General features: G+C 35.4%; 18 protein-coding genes and 1 tRNA gene. 11 read left to right on the plus strand and 8 right to left on the minus strand.

All coding sequences use genetic code 11. The annotated features are described in order from the left end of the window. Nucleotides 1–53: 53 nt before the first annotated feature. Together MTX13_RS13920 and MTX13_RS13925 are read right to left on the minus strand one after the other, a co-directional pair. A complete protein-coding gene (locus MTX13_RS13920) occupies nt 54–680 on the minus strand; it encodes a CPBP family intramembrane glutamic endopeptidase (protein WP_250437053.1) in 627 nt (208 codons plus the stop codon). Between the two features lie 2 nt (nt 681–682). Beyond that, nucleotides 683–1141 (minus strand): Lrp/AsnC family transcriptional regulator, encoded by a 459-nt coding sequence (locus MTX13_RS13925; RefSeq protein ID WP_250437055.1) that lies wholly within the window; start codon nt 1139–1141, stop codon nt 683–685. 166 nt (nt 1142–1307) lie between these two features. On the opposite strand from MTX13_RS13925, the gene MTX13_RS13930 reads away from it, so the two are divergent. Further along, nucleotides 1308–2534, plus strand: coding sequence for an aminotransferase class I/II-fold pyridoxal phosphate-dependent enzyme (locus MTX13_RS13930; protein ID WP_250437064.1), 1227 nt, complete (start codon nt 1308–1310; stop codon nt 2532–2534). 32 nt (nt 2535–2566) lie between these two features. On the opposite strand, the gene MTX13_RS13935 is transcribed toward MTX13_RS13930, so the two are convergent. Then, complete coding sequence (locus MTX13_RS13935; RefSeq protein ID WP_250437065.1) at nt 2567–3613, minus strand: metal-dependent hydrolase; 1047 nt, start codon at nt 3611–3613, stop codon at nt 2567–2569. Between the two features lie 93 nt (nt 3614–3706). Here MTX13_RS13935 and nhaC point away from each other — a divergent pair, with 93 nt between their 5' ends. Beyond that, entirely contained in the window at nt 3707–5197 is a 1491-nt protein-coding gene (gene nhaC, locus MTX13_RS13940) for a Na+/H+ antiporter NhaC (RefSeq protein WP_250437066.1), read from the plus strand. Between the two features lie 106 nt (nt 5198–5303). Then, on the plus strand, nt 5304–5942 hold the full coding sequence (locus MTX13_RS13945; RefSeq protein WP_223034185.1) for a peroxiredoxin: 639 nt from the start codon (nt 5304–5306) through the stop codon (nt 5940–5942). A gap of 66 nt (nt 5943–6008) precedes the next feature. Here the strand turns inward: MTX13_RS13945 and katG are convergent, their stop codons facing one another. Continuing rightward, a complete protein-coding gene (gene katG / locus MTX13_RS13950; protein WP_250437071.1) occupies nt 6009–8171 on the minus strand; it encodes a catalase/peroxidase HPI in 2163 nt (720 codons plus the stop codon). A gap of 199 nt (nt 8172–8370) precedes the next feature. Here katG and tpx point away from each other — a divergent pair, with 199 nt between their 5' ends. From tpx to ribB, 6 genes are all read left to right on the plus strand, one after another. Further along, nucleotides 8371–8871 (plus strand): thiol peroxidase, encoded by a 501-nt coding sequence (gene tpx, locus MTX13_RS13955; RefSeq protein ID WP_250437072.1) that lies wholly within the window; start codon nt 8371–8373, stop codon nt 8869–8871. Nucleotides 8872–8899: 28 nt separating this feature from the next. Further along, on the plus strand, nt 8900–9268 hold the full coding sequence (locus MTX13_RS13960; RefSeq protein ID WP_250437073.1) for a diacylglycerol kinase: 369 nt from the start codon (nt 8900–8902) through the stop codon (nt 9266–9268). 62 nt (nt 9269–9330) lie between these two features. Further along, nucleotides 9331–11703: an FtsK/SpoIIIE family DNA translocase gene (locus MTX13_RS13965; RefSeq protein WP_250437084.1), complete on the plus strand. Its 2373-nt coding sequence runs from the start codon at nt 9331–9333 to the stop codon at nt 11701–11703. Between the two features lie 16 nt (nt 11704–11719). After that, nucleotides 11720–12358 carry a LolA family protein gene (locus tag MTX13_RS13970; protein WP_250437086.1) on the plus strand — a complete coding sequence of 213 codons (639 nt, stop codon included), beginning with the start codon at nt 11720–11722 and terminating at the stop codon, nt 12356–12358. Between the two features lie 61 nt (nt 12359–12419). Further along, nucleotides 12420–14186: an LptF/LptG family permease gene (locus tag MTX13_RS13975; RefSeq protein ID WP_250437088.1), complete on the plus strand. Its 1767-nt coding sequence runs from the start codon at nt 12420–12422 to the stop codon at nt 14184–14186. A gap of 36 nt (nt 14187–14222) precedes the next feature. Continuing rightward, entirely contained in the window at nt 14223–15377 is a 1155-nt protein-coding gene (gene ribB, locus MTX13_RS13980) for a 3,4-dihydroxy-2-butanone-4-phosphate synthase (RefSeq protein WP_250437102.1), read from the plus strand. On the opposite strand, the gene MTX13_RS13985 is transcribed toward ribB, so the two are convergent. The 3 genes from MTX13_RS13985 to MTX13_RS13995 form a co-directional block, all read right to left on the minus strand. Beyond that, nucleotides 15374–16342, minus strand: coding sequence for a hypothetical protein (locus tag MTX13_RS13985; RefSeq protein WP_250437104.1), 969 nt, complete (start codon nt 16340–16342; stop codon nt 15374–15376). The two genes, ribB and MTX13_RS13985, sit on opposite strands and share 4 nt — an antisense overlap. Nucleotides 16343–16428: 86 nt before the next feature. Next, nucleotides 16429–17622, minus strand: coding sequence for a DegT/DnrJ/EryC1/StrS family aminotransferase (locus tag MTX13_RS13990; RefSeq protein WP_250437107.1), 1194 nt, complete (start codon nt 17620–17622; stop codon nt 16429–16431). A gap of 10 nt (nt 17623–17632) precedes the next feature. Next, on the minus strand, nt 17633–18262 hold the full coding sequence (locus MTX13_RS13995; protein ID WP_250437109.1) for an NAD(P)H-dependent oxidoreductase: 630 nt from the start codon (nt 18260–18262) through the stop codon (nt 17633–17635). A gap of 176 nt (nt 18263–18438) precedes the next feature. On the opposite strand from MTX13_RS13995, the gene MTX13_RS14000 reads away from it, so the two are divergent. Continuing rightward, nucleotides 18439–18523 (plus strand) — tRNA-Ser (locus tag MTX13_RS14000). Nucleotides 18524–18601: 78 nt separating this feature from the next. Here the strand turns inward: MTX13_RS14000 and MTX13_RS14005 are convergent. Then, complete coding sequence (locus MTX13_RS14005; RefSeq protein ID WP_250437112.1) at nt 18602–19366, minus strand: hypothetical protein; 765 nt, start codon at nt 19364–19366, stop codon at nt 18602–18604. Between the two features lie 669 nt (nt 19367–20035). On the opposite strand from MTX13_RS14005, the gene MTX13_RS14010 reads away from it, so the two are divergent. Then, nucleotides 20036–21908: HYR-like domain-containing protein (locus MTX13_RS14010; protein ID WP_449555743.1), on the plus strand; the 1873-nt coding region annotated here is incomplete at its 3' end.

Below are 21908 nucleotides of genomic sequence, written 5' to 3' on the forward strand. Positions count from 1 at the left end.
ACGATAATGATTTATGATTTACGAATGAGATTGTGTGAATTTTTTGTGAATACTTAAGACGGGAATCCTAACATTTCACCCATACCAACCGTAAACAGCCAACAACCATAAATGGCATGTTCTACAGACACTAAAAATGTGGAACGTGTTTTTTTAAATGTCAATGCAAAAAGTAGTCCGCCAAGAAAGGTAATTACAAGAACCAAAGTGTTTTTAAAAAATAAATGCCCTAATGAAAAGACAATGGCATTTACAAAAAGAAATAACCTATTATTGGTAAACAAACTTTCATAGCGTTGAAAGAAAAATGTGCGATACAATACCTCTTGTGGATATACTGAAAACAAGCTATAAATAAAAAGTATGAATACCCAAAATTGAGGTTTTGTCCTTACTACTACAAACAGGTTTTCTTTATCTGTAAACCAAACAAAAGCAGTTGTTAATACCATAATTAGCATGAACTTAACTAGAGTTCTTTGCCAAAATAACTTCCAGTTAATATCCTTTCTAATTTTTAAGGAACTCTTCTCTACTCGAATTAAAATAAATACAACATAAGCAAACCCAAGAATTCCTAAAATAAACTTTATCCAAATAGCGTAATCCAACACCAAGCTAATGGGAAACAAAACAAAAACTATAAATAATTCACCGAGTTTGTAATTTGAACTTTTCATGTCTAAATATTTATTGCTGTAGTATGCTTAACTTCGTTAATGACAAACATACTATGGGTACTACCAATATGATTTATGGATGTTAGTTTATTAACCATAAACTCTCTAAAAGCTTCCATATCACTAACTAAAACTTTCAATAAGTAATCATAGTCACCACTAATATGATAACATTCCACAACTTCCATTAAGTTAGCTACTTCTTGTTCAAATTTAACAACATACTCTTGAGAGTGCTTAACCAATTTTATATGGCAAAAAGCAACAAAATCCTTATTAACAACAGCTTTATCAACTAAAGCCACATAACCCGAAATCACACCTTCACGTTCTAGTTTTTTTATACGTTCATAAACCGCTGTAACAGAAAGATTTAACTTGATTGATAATTCTTTATTGGTTTGTTTGGAATCGCCTTGAAGGAAACCCAATAACTTCATGTCTGTTTGATCTAAATGCATGAATTGAAAATTTTTCGTTATAAACTGAGGCTACAATCAAATATATTACTTTAAAACTATATTTAGAACTAATTGTAGTTTTATTTTCTAAAAATATACAATACTATTGATTAATTATCTAAAATTAACGATTTTTACATCAATTATAACTAAAACACAGTAAATCATGGCATTTAAACCCGCAAACAACATACAAGACTTACAATATTTTGGAGAATTTGGAGGTGTTAATCCCTCTATTTCCGATTCATCTACATACACCTTTTTATCGGCCAAAACCATGTTCGATACTTTTGAAGGTAATGCAGATGGGTGTTATTTGTATTCACGTCACTCCTCACCTTCCAATTTATATTTAGGCGAAGCTTTAGCTGCTATGGAAGGCACCGAAACAGCTCATGTAACGGCATCTGGAATGGGAGCCATAGCACCAGTTATCTTGCAACTTTGTGGAGCTGGTGACCATATTGTTTCCAGTAGGACTATTTATGGTGGTACGTATGCGTTTCTTAAAAATTTCACACCTCGTTTTAATATTGAAACCAGCTTTGTAGATATTACCAAGTTAGATGTGGTGGAAGCTGCAATTACAAAGAACACCAAAATATTATACTGCGAATCGGTCAGTAATCCGCTATTAGAGGTTGCAGACATTAAAGGCTTATCTGAATTAGCCAAAAAATATAATTTGAAATTAGTTGTAGACAATACGTTTTCTCCTTTATCAATTTCACCGGTTCAATTAGGAGCAGATATCGTGATACACAGTTTAACCAAATTTATTAATGGATCGTCTGATACCGTTGGAGGTGTTATTTGTGGTACTCAAGAGTTTATTAACGATTTACGAAATGTTAATGATGGTGCTTGCATGTTATTGGGTTCAACCATGGATAGTTTAAGAGCAGCATCTGTTTTAAAAAACTTAAGAACCCTTCATATTCGTATGCAACAACACAGTAAAAACGGTATGTATTTAGCCGAAAAATTTGAGAACATGGGCTTAAAAACAGTATATCCTGGATTACAATCACATCCTTCTCATGAGTTGTTTAAATCTATGATGAATCCACAATACGGATTCGGAGGTATGTTAACAATAGACGTTGGTTCTTTGGATAAAGCCAATGCTTTAATGGAGCTTATGCAAGAAAAAAATCTTGGTTATTTAGCCGTAAGCCTTGGGTTCTATAAAACATTGTTTAGTGCTCCAGGAAGTTCTACCTCTTCAGAAATTCCAGAAGACGAACAAGCTGAAATGGGATTAAGTGATGGCCTTATTCGCTTCTCAATTGGTTTAGATGCTGATATTGAACGTACATTTGAAATGATGAAAGCCTGTATGGTAGAATTATCCATTTTAGATGATAAAAAGCAAGCTGAATTAATTTAAATACAGACGTTTACATAATTTATAATAACGCTTTAGTCCTTACCTAAAGCGTTATTTGTTTTACCCTTAAGGCGTTCCCATAGTTCTGAAAGTGCTTCAGACACTTTTTCCTCACTGCGCTCAAAAGGCTTCATGCTTAACTCTCCCTCTTTATCATAAAGTTGAAAACTAAATACTGATGAATTAGGGTTATTCTTATCTGCCAATGGATAACGCAAATCATTATATCTATACAAGTTGTCTTCCAATTTATAGATACTGTAATAGTTATTACTAAACCAAGCCAACCTCTCAACACGCTGATAATCTTCAGGTGTCAAATCTCTTATCTTTGGTATTTTTACCCAGTCTGAAAAGCGATTCCCTTCATCCAGCAAAGAATAATATCCTGCTAAATAATAATCCTCTTTTTCAACAGTGCCATACCACAAAACATTGTTAAAAATTGTAGGTTGTGTATAGTATCTATTATAAGTAATCCCGTGCTCTTGTAATGACGATCTAAATATTGAATCGATATAAATTTTATTCAGTAACGTAAACAACATATATACGGAACTAATACCTAAACCAAGTTTCAACCATAATTTCCTTACTTTAGAGTTTCGTTTAAAAAACATCATTACTAGTATACATAGCAGAAAAGGAATAGTATAAATAGGGTCGACCACAGCAATATTGTTGAACGCTATTCTATGGTCGCTAAAAGGCGTAAAAAGCTGTGTTCCATAGGGTGTAAATGCATCTAAAATAGGATGCGTAAATAATGACAAGAAAAACAACCAAATCCAATCTTTTAAAATTGTGGTATGTTTCCGTTTCCCTGTATTGTACATCTTGTAAAAAAGCCACCCAAAAAGAAAAGCTCCCAATACCGAAAACAAAATAGAATGCATAAATCCTCTATGATAAAGCATGGCGTCTATTTTGTTTCCAAAAAGCCAACTACCAACAAATACATCCAAGTCAGGTATAGTGCCACCAATAGCACCAAATAACAATGCTTTGTTACCAATTTTCTTTCCTAAAGCTGCTTCTCCACACGCAGCACCTAATACAATTTGGGTAAGTGAATCCATAAAATCCTAATAATGCTATAATTAACCGCATTTGCATACTTTATATGAAAATCGTAACATTACAATTCACAAAAATAAACCAAATAATCCTTTATGGAAAGTCAAGACATCAAACCTAGAGAACCACAAGATGAAATTATAGTTGAAAATAGAGAATTAAATATTTGGGAAGCATTAATTCCAGTATTTGCTTTGATAGCTATGCTGTTTTTTAATGTGTTTTTTGTTTATGGAGACGATGCCTTAAGCGGTAGTAATCAGTTTATATTACTACTAGGTGCAGCAGTTGCAGCAGTAGTTGGCTTTTTCAATAAAGTATCTTACAAGCAAATGCTAGATGAAGTTGCCGAAAATGTAAAATCTACTACGGGTGCTTTACTCATATTACTTATGGTTGGAGCTTTAGCCGGAACTTGGCTGATAAGCGGTATTATTCCCACTATGATTTATTATGGTCTACAAATTTTAAATCCAACCATTTTTTTAGCAGCATGTGTTATTATTTGTGCCATTATTTCTATTGCTACGGGAAGTAGCTGGACCACATCTGCAACCGTTGGTATTGCCCTTATTGGTATTGGTGAAACTTTAGGCATTTCTTTAGGAATGACTGCTGGTGCTGTATTATCTGGAGCGTATTTTGGAGACAAAATGTCCCCTTTAAGTGATACCACTAACTTGGCTCCTGCTATGGCTGGTGGCGAGCTATTTGACCACATAAAGTATATGGCTTACACTACTATTCCAACAATAACAGTTACGCTAATTGTATTTATTATAATTGGCTTAAATATTGATACCACAGGAACTCCTGATATTTCAGACAAATTGGTCGCCATCAAGTCTGCATTCAATATTTCACCTTGGTTGTTTTTAGTTCCAGTAGTTGTCATATTAATGATAATCAAGAAAACATCACCACTAATTGCTTTATTAATAGGTACGCTTCTTGGTGGAATTGCTGCCATTATAGCACAGCCCGATATCGTTTTGAAAATTGCTGGAGCAGATTCACTGACTTTTCAATCCGCTTATCGTGGTGTTATGGATGCCATGACAGTTGATACAGCAGTTGAAACAAGCAGTGCCGAATTGAATGATTTGTTTACTGCTGGTGGTATGTCTGGCATGTTGGGAACTATATGGCTTATTATCTGCGCCATGGTTTTTGGCGGTGTTATGGATGCTATTGGTGCTTTATCTAGAATTAGTGCTGCCTTGTTAAGTTTAGCCTCTTCCACATTTGGCTTATTTGCGAGCACTGTAGCCAGTTGTTTGGCACTGAATGTTACAGCATCCGATCAATATCTTGCTATAGTTGTACCTGGTAAAATGTTTAAAAAAGCTTATGAAGATAAAGGCTTGGCTCCAGAAAACTTAAGCCGTACTTTGGAAGATTCAGGGACTGTGACATCTGTTTTAGTACCTTGGAATACCTGTGGTGCATACCAAAGTGGTGTTTTAGGTGTTCCTGTTGTAGATTATTTTTTCTTCGCCATTTTTAATTGGTTAAGTCCTTTTATGACTTTGATTTTTGCTGCATTCAATATTAAAATCAAACAATTAAGAGGTAAATTGGCTTAAGTTATCGTTACATAAATTTTTAAAATACTAATGCATTGTCAAGGAAATCGTAATATGTATCTTTGCACCCGAAAATTAATTTTTAACATAAAAAAATAAATTAAAAATGGCTGTATTAGTAGGAAAAAAAGCGCCTCAATTTAACGCACAAGCAGTAGTAAATGGTGGAGAATTTGTATCAGATTTTTCTTTGGAGCAATTCATTGGTAAAAAACACGTTGTATTATTCTTTTATCCAAAAGATTTTACATTTGTTTGCCCAACGGAATTACACGCATTCCAAGAAAAATTAGCTGAATTTGAAGCTAGAAACACTGCCGTAATAGGTGTCTCTACAGATACTGAACAATCACATTGGGGTTGGTTGCAATTAGACAAAAATAATGGTGGTATTAAAGGTGTTAAATATCCTTTAGTTGCCGATACAAATAAAACCATTTCTAAAAACTACGATGTTTTAGCTGGTGACTATTTTTACGATGAAAATGATATGTTACAAGCTGATGGCGAATTAATAGCGTACAGAGGTTTATTCTTAATTGATAAAGAAGGTATCGTACGTCATCAAATTGTAAACGATTTACCATTAGGAAGAAATGTTGATGAAGCATTACGTATGGTTGATGCCTTACAGTTTGTTGAAGAAAACGGCGAAGTTTGCCCAGCTAACTGGAATAAAGGTAAAACTGGTATGCAAGCTACACACGAAGGCGTTGCTGAATTTTTAGAAAAGCATGTTAACTAATTGATGTTAACTTTAACAATAAAAAAAGCCTGCTCAATTGAGCAGGCTTTTTATTTATTAGTTTTATTATTTTAAATCAAATCGATCGGCATTCATTACTTTAGCCCAAGCTGCTACAAAATCTTCTACAAACTTTTTCTTGTTATCATCTTGCGCATAAACTTCAGCATAAGATCTTAAAATAGAATTAGAACCAAATACTAAATCAATACGTGTTGCAGTCCATTTTCTTTCACCAGACTTACGGTCACATACTTCAAAAATACCATTGATTACGTTCCACTTATTAGACATATCCGTTAAGTTAACAAAGAAATCGTTGGTCAAGGCTCCTTCATTATTCGTAAATAAACCATGTTTTGTTCCACCGTGATTAGTTCCCATAACACGCATACCACCAATTAAAACTGTCATTTCTGGAGCAGTTAATCCCATTAATTGCGCACGATCAAGCAACATTTCCTCTGGACTAACAACATAGTCTTTTTTCAGCCAATTTCTAAAGCCGTCAGCTAAAGGCTCTAAAGGTTCAAACGACTCAACATCAGTCATATCTTGAGTAGCATCACCTCTGCCTGGAGAAAAAGGAACATTTACATTCATCCCAGCGTTTTGAATGGCTTTTTCAACACCTACATTACCAGCTAATACAATGGTGTCAGCGATACTAATACCGAATTCGGTAGCAATAGGCTCAAGAACAGAAATCACTTTAGATAAACGAGCGGGTTCATTACCTTCCCAATCTTTTTGAGGCGCTAAACGAATACGAGCTCCGTTGGCACCACCTCTAAAATCAGAACCTCTAAATGTTCTAGCGCTATCCCAAGCGGTTGATACCATTTCAGAAATAGATAATCCAGATGCTTCAATTTTTGCTTTTACAGCGTTAACATCATAATCTTTTTTGCCTTTAGGAACTGGATCTTGCCAAATTAAATCTTCACTTGGTATTTCTGGTCCAAACCAACGGTCTTTTGGTCCCATATCACGATGCGTCAACTTAAACCATGCTCGGGCAAAAGCATCTGAAAATCCTTCAAAATCATCTTTAAATCTTAATGAAATATCTCTATAAACCGGGTCCATTCGCATGGCCATATCCGCATCTGTCATAGCTGGATTATGACGAATTGAGAAATCTTCTACATCAACCGGCTTATCTTCTTCCTTGATACTTACAGGCTCCCACTGCCAAGCACCTGCTGGACTTTTTGTTAATTCCCATTCATGACCAAATAGCATTTCAAAATAACCATTGTCCCATTTAGTTGGGTGCGTTGTCCAAGCGCCTTCAATACCGCTAGTCACCGTGTCACGGCCTACACCTGTTTTAGTTGGGTTAGACCAACCAAAACCTTGTTCTATTACATCAGCTGCTTCAGGGTCTGGACCTAAAATACTAGCGTCACCATTTCCGTGCATCTTACCAACGGTGTGACCTCCTGCTGTTAACGCAACGGTTTCCTCATCGTTCATAGCCATACGCTTAAAGGTCTCACGAACTTGTGCTCCTGTTTTTATTGGATCTGGCTTTCCGTTAACACCTTCAGGATTTACATAAATCAATCCCATTTGTACAGCCGCCAACGGATTTTCCATAGTTTCTGGATTGTCAACGCTACCATAACGTTCATCACTTGGAGCCAGCCATTCTTTTTCAGCTCCCCAATAAATATCTTGTTCCGGATGCCAAATATCTTCACGACCAAAAGCAAAACCATAGGTTTTTAATCCCATGCTCTCATAAGCAATATTACCAGCGAGAATAATTAAATCTGCCCAGCTTACTTTATTGCCATATTTTTTCTTGATAGGCCAAAGTAAACGTCTAGCCTTGTCTAAACTCACATTATCTGGCCAAGAGTTTAACGGTGCAAAACGTTGGTTCCCTGTGCCTCCACCTCCACGACCATCGGAAATTCTATATGTACCAGCAGCATGCCATGCCATACGAATCATCAAACCTCCATAGTGTCCCCAATCTGCAGGCCACCATTCTTGACTATCAGTCATTAAATCCGTTAAATCTTTCTTTAATGCAGCAACATCCAATTTCTTCAATTCTTCTTGATAGTTGAAATTTTCTCCAAGTGGATTGGTTTTACTATCGTGTTGATGTAAAATATCAAGATTTAGCGTATTGGGCCACCACTCTGTAACCGTTTTTTCAGTTGATGTATTTGCACCATGCATAAAAGGGCATTTACCTTTGGTTGAATTGTCCATACTATTTAATTGTTTAATTATTGATTAATCATATTCTAATTCCATAAAGTTAGCAATTACCTTTCAAAAAAAAATTTGTTGCTCATTTTGAAATGTTATATCTAAATTGATAAAACTTATAAGAGAAATGAGATTAGAATTCGTTTAGCTAATCAACATTTTTATTGTTATTTTTATAGTTTAAAATTAAAAGCAAATTATGGCAAATATAACTTTGGGCGGAAACGCTGTTACAACATCTGGAGAACTTCCACAAGTAGGAACAAAAGCTAAAGACTTTAAACTCGTGGCAATAGATTTATCAACCAAAACACTATCAGATTTTTTAGGTTCCAAATTAATACTAAACATTTTTCCAAGTGTTAATACCGGTGTTTGTTCAGCTTCAGTAAGAAACTTTAATCAACAAGCTAGTAGTTTAGAAAACTCTAAAGTTCTTTGCATATCTAGAGACCTACCATTTGCTCAAGAGCAATTTTGTGCCGCTGAAGGCTTGGAAAACGTTGTTATGCTTTCTGATTTTAAAACAGGTGCTTTTGGAAAAGATTATGGTTTAATGATGAACAACGGCATTTTTGATGCACTACTGTCGCGTTGTGTTATTGTATTGGACAAAGAAGGAACTGTAATCTATACTGAACAAGTTCCAGAAATAGGACAAGAACCTGATTACGAAGCTGCACTTAAAGCTCTTAAATAGTCAATTGCTTAAATGCTTAGATGCTTAAATGCTTAAAAAAGAATCTTTTTTAGTCAATCGATTAAAAAGTATTATATATGCTTTCAAAGGAGCGTGGATTTTAATTACAACTGAAGCCAGTATTAAGATTCAAGTATTTATAGGTATCGCTATGACCTTTGTGGGTTTTTATTTTGAACTGACCAAAATGGAATGGATAATTCAATGCCTGACCATAGGATTAATTATTGCCATAGAAGGCATTAACACAGCTATTGAAGAAGTGGCAGATTTTATTCACCCAGAAAAGCATCCAAAAATTGGATTGATAAAAGATATTTCTGCAGGAGCCGTTTTTATTATGGCTATTACAGCAATAATTGTAGGTGTAATCATATATTTTCCAAAAGTTTTTTAAATACTATTTGCTTTAGGATAAACGTTAGTAATTTGTATTTTTGCTAAACTAACAATGCTTGAATGGCCAAGAAAAAAACTAAACGTAAAAAAGAAACCAAATCGAAATTTAAAGTACCCAGCTTTAAATTATCTAGCCAACAAAGACTCATTCTTGGTAGCTTGTTAATTATTCTAGGACTACTACTATTTATATCGTTTGTTTCTTACTTTTTTACTGGTAAAATAGACCAAAGCACACTTGATGAATTTAGCTCCAGACAGGTCGAATCTCAAAATTGGCTCAATAAAACAGGGGCTTGGTTGAGCGATTTTTTTATACATCGTGGATTTGGTATTTCAGCTTTTATTTTTTCTGGCTTAATTTTCCTTTCCGGTGTTTTTACCCTAACAAATGCCAATAAGATAAAGCTTCGAAGACATTGGTTTTGGGGTACGATAATTGTAATATGGTTTTCTGTATTATTTGGCTTTTTTAATGAACTTAACGATGATTTAGGTGGCACAGTAGGCTATGAAATTAATGCGTTTATTCAAACCTATTTAGGTAAAATTGGGACTATTTTCCTGCTTGCATTTGTATTTATTGTATATCTGGCTATCCGTTTTAAAATGACTCCAGAAAGTTTTAAAAAGTTTTTTAAATCTGCTGTCAAAGAATTGTCCAAAGATAATGATGATATTATGGAATCTAGCTCCTCTGTTAATTTAGACAATAATTTGACAGCTGAAGCCGAAGATATTAAAGCTGCTTTTGATCTAGAAATAGACAAACCTCAATCTAAAGAAGAAAGCACTGAGAAAACTAATATTTCTGTAGAAACCAAAAAACCAAAAGAAGAAACTGAAGTAGAAATTGAGGTTGAAAAGTTTGAGGAAGAAATTTCCGAAACTGATAATTTAGCCAATAAACTTGTTGAAGACTTTGGACAGTTTGACCCAACATTAGAATTAAGCAATTACCAGTTCCCTTCTTTAGAGCTCTTAAAAAAATATGATACCGAAGGTATTACAATCAATCAAGAAGAGTTAGAGGAAAACAAAAATAGAATTGTTGAAACGCTTAATAATTACAAAATTGGCATTTCAAATATTAAGGCCACAATTGGTCCAACGGTTACTTTGTATGAAATAATTCCTGAAGCGGGTGTCCGCATTTCTAAAATCAAGAACCTTGAAGACGATATTGCATTATCACTTTCGGCTTTAGGAATACGTATTATTGCTCCCATTCCAGGAAAAGGAACTATAGGTATAGAAGTACCAAACAAAAACTCTACTATAGTTTCTATGCGCTCGGTAATTGCATCGCAAAAGTTTCAAAAGTCTGAAATGCAACTGCCAATCGCTTTAGGAAAAACCATTAGTAATGAAACTTTTGTTGTTGATTTAGCCAAAATGCCACACTTGCTAATGGCTGGTGCTACAGGTCAAGGTAAATCTGTTGGATTAAATGCGGTTCTAACGTCTTTACTCTACAAAAAACATCCTGCCGAAGTAAAGTTTGTATTAGTTGATCCTAAAAAAGTAGAATTAACGCTTTTCAACAAAATTGAACGTCATTATCTAGCAAAATTGCCAGATAGTGAAGATGCCATTATTACAGACAATACTAAAGTTATCAATACACTTAACTCCTTGTGTATTGAAATGGATAACCGCTACGAATTGCTTAAAAATGCATTGTGTAGAAATATAGCCGAATACAACGCCAAGTTTAAAGCCAGAAAACTAAACCCAAATGATGGCCATCAATTTTTACCTTACATTGTTTTGGTTGTTGATGAATTTGCCGATTTAATTATGACCGCTGGTAAGGAAGTTGAAACACCTATTGCTCGACTTGCTCAATTAGCTCGTGCTATTGGGATTCATCTTATTATAGCTACACAAAGACCATCGGTAAATGTAATTACGGGTATTATTAAAGCAAATTTCCCGGCGCGAATTGCATTTAGAGTGACATCAAAAATTGACTCAAGAACTATTTTAGATGGATCTGGAGCTGATCAACTTATAGGTCGAGGTGATATGCTTTATACGCAAGGCAACGATATGATTCGTATACAATGTGCCTTTGTAGATACACCAGAAGTTGAAAAAATAACCGACTTTATTGGGGCACAAAAAGCTTATCCAGACGCCTACATGTTACCAGAATATGTTGGTGAAGAAAGTGGCACAAGTCTTGATGTTGATATAAACGATAGAGACGCACTCTTTAGAGATGCTGCTGAAATTATTGTAACAGCTCAACAAGGTTCCGCTTCTTTATTACAACGAAAATTAAAATTGGGATACAACAGAGCGGGCAGGTTAATAGATCAACTGGAAGCTGCTGGAATTGTTGGAGGCTTTGAGGGTAGTAAGGCACGACAAGTATTAGTTCCTGATTTAACAGCACTTAATCAATTACTTGATAATGAAGGTCAATAATATAAAAATGAATATAATGAAAAGGTTAGTTACGGCTTGTATAATATTGTTTTCAAGTTTTGCTTTTGCACAAGATCAAGAAGCTATTGCGCTTTTAAACAAGGTTTCAGAAAAAGTTAAAAGTTATGACAACATATCTATCGATTTTAAATATGTTCTCAATAACGTAGCTGAAAATGTTAGACAAGAAACACGAGGAAATGTAATAATTCAAGGCGATAAATATCTTTTGAATATTCTTGGTATAACCAGAATGTATGACGGCAAAACACTATACAGTATAAGCCCTGAAGACGAAGAAGTTACCATTTCGAGTGAAAACTCTGAAGACGATTCCAATGTTACACCAAGTAAAATGCTATCGTTTTATGAAGAAGGGTACACTTATAATATGGATATTGTTCAGAATGTACAAGGCAGAAAAATTCAATATGTGAAATTGACGCCTATTGACTCTAATTCCGAAATAAAAAACATTCTTTTAGGTATTGATGCCAAAACAAACCATATCTACAACTTAATTCAAACAGGTAAAGATGGTATAAAAACTACTTTAACTGTTAATTCTTTTAAAACAAACGAACCGTTATCAAAAACCTTATTTACTTTTGATGCGAGTAAATACAAAGATTATTATATCAATAAATTAGATTAGGTAGCATTTGAAAATTTTAGATCGATACATACTATCTACATACCTAAAAACTTTTATCAGCGTGTTTGTAATTCTCATGCTGATTTTTGTTTTACAAACCATTTGGCTTTACATAAAAGAGCTAGCCGGTAAGGATTTAGATATAATTGTTGTAGCAAAGTTTTTATTTTACTTTACACCAAAGCTAATTCCTTTAGTGTTACCGCTTACCATACTATTGGCATCCATTATGGTATTTGGAAGTTTTGCCGAAAACTATGAGTTTGCCGCCATGAAATCAACTGGAATTTCACTACAACGCTCCATGGCTGGTTTAAGTATATTTATTGTAGTATTGGGTATTACAACGTTCTTTTTTTCAAATAATGTTATTCCTTGGGCAGAAATTAATTCCTATAACCTAAGAAAAAATATTGCCAAGTTAAAACCTGCTATGGCCATAGCTGAAGGTCAGTTTAACGAAGTTATGGATTACAACATAAAAGTAGCTAACAAGCATGGTGATAGAGGGCAGTTTTTAGATAGTGTAGTCATGCATAAAAAAACTGGAAACGGTATAGGAAACTACACTACCATAATATCAAAAACAGGTGAACTAATTGGAAATGAAGATTCAGATGTTCTTAAGTTTATTCTATATGATGGCTATTTTTATGATGATTCACCTCCTAAAGATCCTAAAGAACGTTTACGTCATCCAATGACAAAAAGTTTTTTTAAAAAATATACTATTAATATAGATTTATCGGGATTGAACCAAGGCGATTTGGAAGAAAAAAACATTTCTGACAAATATAATATGCTTAATATTTCAGATTTAAACTATACCATTGATAGCCTAGAAATAGCTCTTGATAACGAATATTCTGAATTTGCAACAAGCCTATATAACCGTTCAAACTTACCAGTTCTAAATGTTGGTGTAAACACTAAAAAAGACACCGTATTTAATGGCGATGTGCTATCATTATTTTCTAATAGAAAGAAGGTGCAATTGCTAGATATGGCTATAAATGCCACAAAGAGTTCTATGCAAATTGTTGAGATTAAAGACAAACATTTTCTAGACAAAAGTATTTGGCTTAATAAACACATTATTGCATTACATGAAAAGTTGGCCTTAGGATTTGCCTGTATCATTTTATTTTTTGTTGGTGCACCACTAGGGGCTTTAATTAGAAAAGGCGGTATAGGTTTACCAATGGTTATTGCCATTCTGCTGTTTCTAACGTATCATTTTATTGGAATTTTCGCAAAAAACAGTGCAAAAGACGGTAGTTTAAATCCCGTATTTGCTGCGTGGTTCTCAACGCTAATAATGTTGCCATTGGGCATTTATTTGACAAAACGAGCAACTGCCGACCGAGGACTATTTGAATTCGACCATATAACAGAGCCTTTAAAGAAACTAGTAAGTTCAAAAATAGTAAAGAGCAAAGGTGATTCTGAAACACAATCAGCTGAACTAAAATTAGAACCAGAAGTTAAAAAGACCTTTATAGCCCTATACAGAAACTACAAATCTATTAGTAGGATTACTATTATATTCTATGGTTTTGGTTTAATATCATTGATTCTGTTTTTTGTTTTCAGAAACAACAAATTACCTGAATTTGCAGAAATAAGTATTCAATTAAGTGTCATTTCTTGGATTGTATATGTTATATATTTTTTTCAGGAACGTTGGGCAATGTCAAAAATATTGAACCTAATTCAAACTAAATTATTTATTCAAGGTGTTATTCCAACACTTTTAAGCTTGGTTTTTTACCCAGTTGTTTATTATTTCAGACGAAATAAATTAAAAGACGTCTTGCCTGAAAGTTGAAAATAAGCAATATCTTTGCAACTCAATTACATTGTTATGTCTACGACCAAAACAGAATCGAAAAACGCTATTAAGTTAGATAGAATTGAAGATGCTATAAACGACATCCGCCAGGGTAAAGTCATTATTGTAGTAGATGATGAAAACCGCGAGAACGAAGGTGATTTTTTAGCTGCCGCAGAAAAAGTTACACCAGAAATGATAAATTTTATGGCAACTCATGGTCGAGGCTTAATCTGTACGCCATTAACAGAAAAACGTTGTAAAGCATTAGAATTAGGCATGATGGTGAATAACAACACCGATCCTATGGAAACGGCTTTCACTATATCTGTAGATTTACGTGGAAATGGTGTAACTACTGGAATTTCGGCCAGCGATCGAGCGAAAACCGTTAAAGCGCTTGTTGATCCAGAAACCAAATCATTTGATCTGGCTCGTCCTGGTCATATTTTTCCATTAGTAGCTCGCGAAGGTGGTGTATTAAGGCGAACAGGACATACAGAAGCTGCCATAGATTTTGCCCGTTTAGCTGGGTTAAAGCCAGCCGGTGTGATTGTAGAGATCATGAATGAAGATGGCACTATGGCACGTTTACCACAACTTATTGAAGTATCCAAAAAATTCGACTTAAAGATTGTGTCCATTGAAGATTTAGTAGCTTATCGCATGCAACACGATTCGTTAATTGAAAAAGTTGAAGATTTTGAATTGGAGACTCGTTTTGGTAAATACAGGTTAAGAGCTTACAAACAAACTACCAACAACCAAGTTCATATTGCATTAACCAAAGGTAGCTGGTCTGCCAACGAACCTGTTTTAACACGTGTTAATGCCACTTTGGTTAATCATGATATATTGGGCACCCTTACCAATAATGCTGAACAAAAATTAGACGATATGTTCCGTGTAATTAATAATGCAGAAAAAGGTGCCATTATCTTTATTAATCAGCAATCGCAATCTATGAATCTTTTAAAGCGTTTAAATGCTCTAAAAAATTCTCAAGTTCCTGGTGAAGTCACCAAAGCACCTCGGATAGAGATGGACAATAAGGATTTTGGTATTGGTGCTCAAATATTGCACGATTTAGATATTCACAAACTCCGATTAATTTCCAATAGCGAACAGACCAAACGTGTGGGTATGATTGGTTATGGATTGGAAATAGTTGAGTATGTAAATTATTAATCTGCTACTTCAAAAGCCTTAAACAGACCTTTACTTTTAGTATTCGGTACTTCAGAAATAAAGGCATACTTTCCAGGTTTTAAATCCGCATAAAAATACCCTGTATTTCCAGCTGGCATATCATTGACACCGCCTAAAAAGGTAATACCATTTGGAACTGGTGTTATTAATCCTTTAGGATCTGACCAATTCATCCAAGCTTCTAATGCGTCTTCGCTAGCGTGTGATTCTAGTTTAACTAAATTGATATCGTGCCAAACAAAGTTCTCGTGCTGCTTTTGGTCCTTAAAAAATACGGAGAAAATTTGTTTACCCTTAGTAATGCCTTGGTCATAACTAATGCCTTCCTCTCCAGACAACGTAATATTAATGGTTGGTTCGGGAGGTTGGTTTCCACTATCCTTTTCAACAACTATTATAGGTTTTGCCATTCCCATTGATGTGTGAAATTTTCCATTGGGCATTTTCACATAACATTCCATAATATAGTAACCTGGTAAAAGTTTTACGGTGGTCATACCTGTGTGTTTTGGAGCTATGAGTCCCGATCCACCTGAAAAAATAACCTCTCCAAACCATTCCGGCAGTTTTCCAAAAGCTGCAAAGCCCTCTTCAGCCTTTCCAGCATTAATTAAACCCATACCTTCCTCAAAAACAGGTGCTACATCAGTAATGGCATTTTCAACAGTTTTACCTTCGGGGTATTTATCCAATAAAAAGAAGTGGGTTTCATTGGATTTATTATCGTATCGAAATGTATTCCAACCCGAAGGAATGGTATCTGCACAAATAAATTCCATACTTCGTGTTACAATGTCTATAACATTTTTTGGCTTTTGAATGGTTTCTTCAACTTCTACTATGTCCTCTGAAGCTGGTTCTGTTTTTCTATTATCATTATTGCAAGCCCAAAAATTGATTAATAAAAATGAGAACAATAATAGTTGTAAAGATTTTGATTTCATGATTTATATTGTTGGTTATCAAATAAATATAATATTTTTCAACAATAAAATCAAATTATGAATAGGTTTATAAAAAATAATACTAACTATAATGAAGTCTTAATAGCATCTAACATCTTGTTAGCTCTAATCTTCAGCTCTTCTTCCGTCCAAGACAATTTAATTAAACAGGAAATGTTTCGACCAATATAATAGTCAGATTGTTCAAAGGTTTTAGTTTCAAGGTATTTGAGACCTTCTTTTACTTCAGCTGACAACGGATAAAGTGTTTTTAATTCTTTCAGATGATTCCACTTTCTAATATAATGCCAGTTGTTATCGTAGTAATTCCAACAAGCATCAATACCATTTTCTTTAAAAGCCTGAATAACCTTTCTAGATGTTTCTAAATCGGATAAAAAGAAACTTAAGAATGAGTAACTCTCCTCACCACCTTCAGGAACCCGTCTAAAAGTCACTTCGGGAATTTGAGATAAGGCTTCTCTAATGATGCTGTAATTTTTCTTTTGAATAGCAACAAACTCATCCAGGCGTCTTAATTGCGCCAAGCCAACAGCTGCATGCAGTTCGGATATTCTGAAGTTATATCCCAAAAACGGATGGGTTTCTGCACCTCTGTCGTTACCTATATGGTCATGCCCATGATCGGAGTAATGGTCGGCATGCCTGTAAAATTTTTCGTTATTGGTTAAAATAGCGCCGCCCTCACCAGCAGTAATTATTTTTACAAAATCGAGCGATAAGCACCCTAAATCACCTATACTGCCTAGCGGTTTCCCTTTATATGTTGCGCCTGTAGCTTGTGAGGAATCTTCTATTAGCAATAAGTCATGCTCTTTACAAATGGTTTGCAAAGCACCCATATTAGCCATACTACCACACATATGCACTGGCATAATAGCTTTCGTTTTAGGTGTTATTGCTTTGATGACAGCTTTAGGATCTACCGTGAGCGTATCATCTACATCTACCAAGATAGGAATAGCTCCCAACATCATAATGGCTTCAAAGCTCGCCACAAAAGTGAACGTTGGCATAATGACCTCGTCTCCTGCTCCAATTCCAGCAGATGCTAAAGCCACAGATACTGCTGCAGTACCACTAGATACTAATTGCGCGTGCTTAACTTGTAGTTCTTCCTCTAGAGCTTGTTCCAATTCCTTGGACTTCCAATGGCCATTGCGCATCCCGTCAAATCCGTAGCGCATGAGAACGCCATTGTCTAAAACATCATGTAGTTCCTTTCGTTCCTTATCTCCAAACAATTCAAATCCTGGCATAATTTAATTTTTACAGGGTTATTACAGAATCTTTAAGTTGCTTTCTTACTTTCTTAAAACCGGCAAACATATCGTCATCCGATCGATAGCCAATTGGCAATAAAAGTACAGATTTTAATCCGTGTTTTTTCAACCCTAAAATCTCATCATATTTATTAGCATCAAAACCTTCCATAGGGCAAGAATCAATACCTTCCAAAGCACAAACGGTTAATATGTTGCCCATTGCCAAATAGGCCTGATTAGTTGCCCATTCTTCAATTAACTCTTGAGGTTTTTTCTCAAAATCTGAAATCAAAAAATCCTGAAAAGGTTTCAGTATACTTTTTGGAGTATTTCGAATAGCATGGACGCGGTTAAAATACTCCAAAACAAATTCTTCATCAATTACAGTTTCAATGCAAAACACCAACACATGGGATGCTTCAGCAATTTGTTTTTGATTCATGGTATGTGGAATCAAATCTGTTTGAAGTTTTTTATTGTTAAAAACAATAAGCTTTATGGGTTGCAAACCATAGGATGTAGCAGTCAAATTAAAAGACTCCTTAATTATTTGAAGCTTTTCATCATTCACCACTGCTTCTGGATTAAAGGATTTTGTAGCATAGCGCCATTGCAACTTATTTATAACACCCATATCTTTTAATTTGTCATACAAAAGTACTAATCCTGTTTGGCATCAACCAATAGATTTTATATTAATTGTAGTTTTCAAAAAAACTTTGGTTAAAAATTTTAGTTTTTATTTGAAAGAAACGAAAAAGGGTTCTATATTTGCATCCGCATTTAGGGAATACCTAATGAGGCACTCAAGGAGAAATGGCAGAGTGGTCGAATGCGGCAGTCTTGAAAACTGTTGAGGGTCACACCTCCGGGGGTTCGAATCCCTCTTTCTCCGCAATAAAAAACCCGAATTTAATATTCGGGTTTTTTGTTTTATTATTCTAAAATATCTCTTAGGTCAGTATTTAAATATTTAGTCTCCGCTTAAGTGTTTATTATAGTTCCATATTTCATCCCATGAATTAGAGAATGTCGATTCACCCATTCTTAAAAAATTATCCCATGAGTTTTCCCCATGTAATTTTAAGAATGTTTCTTTAAAGTTATTATCATCATCAAATTCTGTCCAATTTTTAAAGAAACCCACACTAGCAATATGTCTTCCTAAATCACCTTGTCTAAACTCATTGTAATAAAGTCCCCAAGGATTATCACCTTCCATTTCTTTTATAGTGCTACTTACTTTCGTAAAGAAATCATTGACTGAATATGCTCCATCCTCTACTTCATGATATCTAACAAAAAGCAATGGATATTTTGAAGCATCACCATCTAACATACCAGTATTAGATAGTTTATCATCTTGAGACCAATATTCAATTGAATGCATTTTTTTTACGTATGGCATTACATTGTCACGCCAGTCATTATCATGAGCGTCATCAGACGGTCTACTATCGTTATGCTTAAATTGCATTGGCCCCATCATCCATACTATTTTTCCTGAATTTGGGCCTGAAACAATATTAAAAACAGTTGCATTAAATGCTCCTTCATTATGATACGTTTCATTATGCTTTCTCATATTTTCAGAAAGTACTTTAAGTTGAGTATTGTCTGGAGTTAACATAAAACTCTCCCACATTACATAGGAATCATCTTCTTGTGAAAATAAATTTGATACGGGACAAATCAATAAACACATGATTATACTTAATAAAATTAAATTGTTTTTCATTTTTAAAAAATTTAAATGGTTAGTTAATAGCTCTTACCACAACTAAAAATTAAATTCGAAGCAATAAAAATGGGGTAACAAATTTTAGAATTAATAAATACCTAAATACAGTTCTTGACAAATGTGGAGATTAACAAATATAATAATTCTATTGAAATATATTAATAATCAATGGATTAGTTCTTCATATTAAAATTCTCATTTAGAAAAATTCTTTAACAAATGTATTATTTGCCCTATAGCTATAACTCTTAAACTATTAATCATTATCACATTCTTGCTTATAGACTATTATCACAATAGTTCTTATAAACAGAACTATTGTGTCGTGATAGATGGTAGAATATAAAAGTTCAAGTCCCACTCTCTCTGTTTTAATTGAATACTACTTTTTAATTTAATATGTCTACATCCTCATTATGACAAAAGCACGTAAACTGTTGTTTTTTAGGGATTTATTTTTATTTTAGAGCAGTATATAGAGTATTGGTGTATTTAATCGAATATTTTGTTTAGCCAATAACTTTACTAATACATTTGTTTTATCCCTCTTGAACAGTTAATAGCAAACTGATTAACAATTTAAGCCCTGTTCACCTTTTTTAATCCATTCTATTAGTGCTTAACTCTGTTAATAGGTTTACGCCCCTAACTTTTAACTATTTGAGTATGAGAAAAATTACATTGTATTTACTTCTTGGAACCTTTTTGGTAATCAATGTGTTTGGTTATTCAAGAATTCTATCGAAAAGTCATAGACATGATGAGAGTCTACCTACTTTAGATTCAAATTTATCGATAGAAAATTACGTGTCTTTTAATTATGAATCCGTTCAAAATAATTATTCGAACTTTCGCAATATTAACTTTTCGAGCGTCCCTAGTGATGTGACAGTTGAATGCATTGGTGACATTCCGGCTATGGTTGACTTAACCTGGAATGATGACTGCAACTCAACTTCTGGTACTGTGACCGGAACAGATAGTGCACTTAATGGCACTGCTTGTGGAGGTACAATAACAAGAACTTGGACTTATACAAGTATATGTGATAGCGCAACATCAACTGTTACCCAAATAATTACAATAAATGATTCTACCGCGCCTACATTGGTTGGCGTGCCCAGCGATACTACCGTACAGTGTGATGCCGTTCCGGCCCCTCCTTCGGTTACCGCTACAGATAACTGCGATACCACCCTGTCGGTAAACTATACCGAAACATCCAATACCGTTGCTGACGGTGTCGGTGCCATTGTCCGCGAATGGAGCGTGACTGATAGTTGTGGTAATACAACCACGGAGACACAGACCATTACCGTTATCGACTCTACCGCGCCTGCACTGGTTGGCGTGCCCAGCGATGCTACCGTACAGTGTGATGCCGTTCCGGCACCGCCTTCGGTTACCGCTACAGATAACTGCGATACCACCCTGTCGGTAAACTATACCGAAACATCCAATACCGTTGCTGACGGTGTCGGTACCATTGTCCGTGAATGGAGCGTGACTGACGATGGTGGCAATACAACTACGGAGACACAGACCATTACCGTTATCGACTCTACCGCGCCTGCACTGGTTGGCGTGCCTGGCGATACTACCGTACAGTGTGATGCCATTCCGGCTCCTCCTGCGGTTACCGCTACAGATAACTGCGATACCACCCTGTCGGTAAACTATACCGAAACATCCAACACCGTTGCTGACGGTGTCGGTACCATTGTTCGTGAATGGAGCGTGACTGACGATGGTGGCAATACAACTACAGAAACACAGACTATTAGCGTTATCGATTCTACAGCGCCTGCACTAGTTGGCGTGCCTGGCGATACTACCGTACAGTGTGATGCCATTCCGGCCCCTGCTACGGTTACCGCTACAGATAACTGCGATACCACCCTGTCGGTAAACTATAGCGAAACATCCAATACCGTTGCTGATGGTGTCGGTACCATTATTCGTGAATGGAGTGTGACTGACGATGGTGGCAATACAACTACAGAAACACAGACCATTACCGTTATCGATTCTACAGCGCCTGCACTAGTTGGCGTGCCCAGCGATACTACCGTACAGTGTGATGCCATTCCGGCTCCTGCTACGGTTACCGCTACAGATAACTGCGATACCACCCTGTCGGTAAACTATACCGAAACATCCAATACCGTTGCTGACGGTGTCGGTACCATTGTCCGTGAATGGAGTGTGACTGACGATGGTGGCAATACAACTACAGAAACACAGACCATTACCGTTATCGACTCTACCGCGCCTGCACTGGTTGGCGTGCCCAGCGATGCTACCGTACAGTGTGATGCCGTTCCGGCACCTCCTTCGGTTACTGCTACAGATAACTGCGATACCACCCTGTCGGTAAACTATAGCGAAACATCCAATACCGTTGCTGATGGTGTCGGTACCATTATTCGTGAATGGAGTGTGACTGACGATGGTGGCAATACAACTACAGAAACACAGACCATTACCGTTATCGATTCTACAGCGCCTGCACTAGTTGGCGTGCCCAGCGATACTACCG

The sequence above is a fragment of the Hanstruepera flava genome (assembly GCF_023634025.1).
Classification (GTDB): domain Bacteria; phylum Bacteroidota; class Bacteroidia; order Flavobacteriales; family Flavobacteriaceae; genus Hanstruepera; species Hanstruepera flava.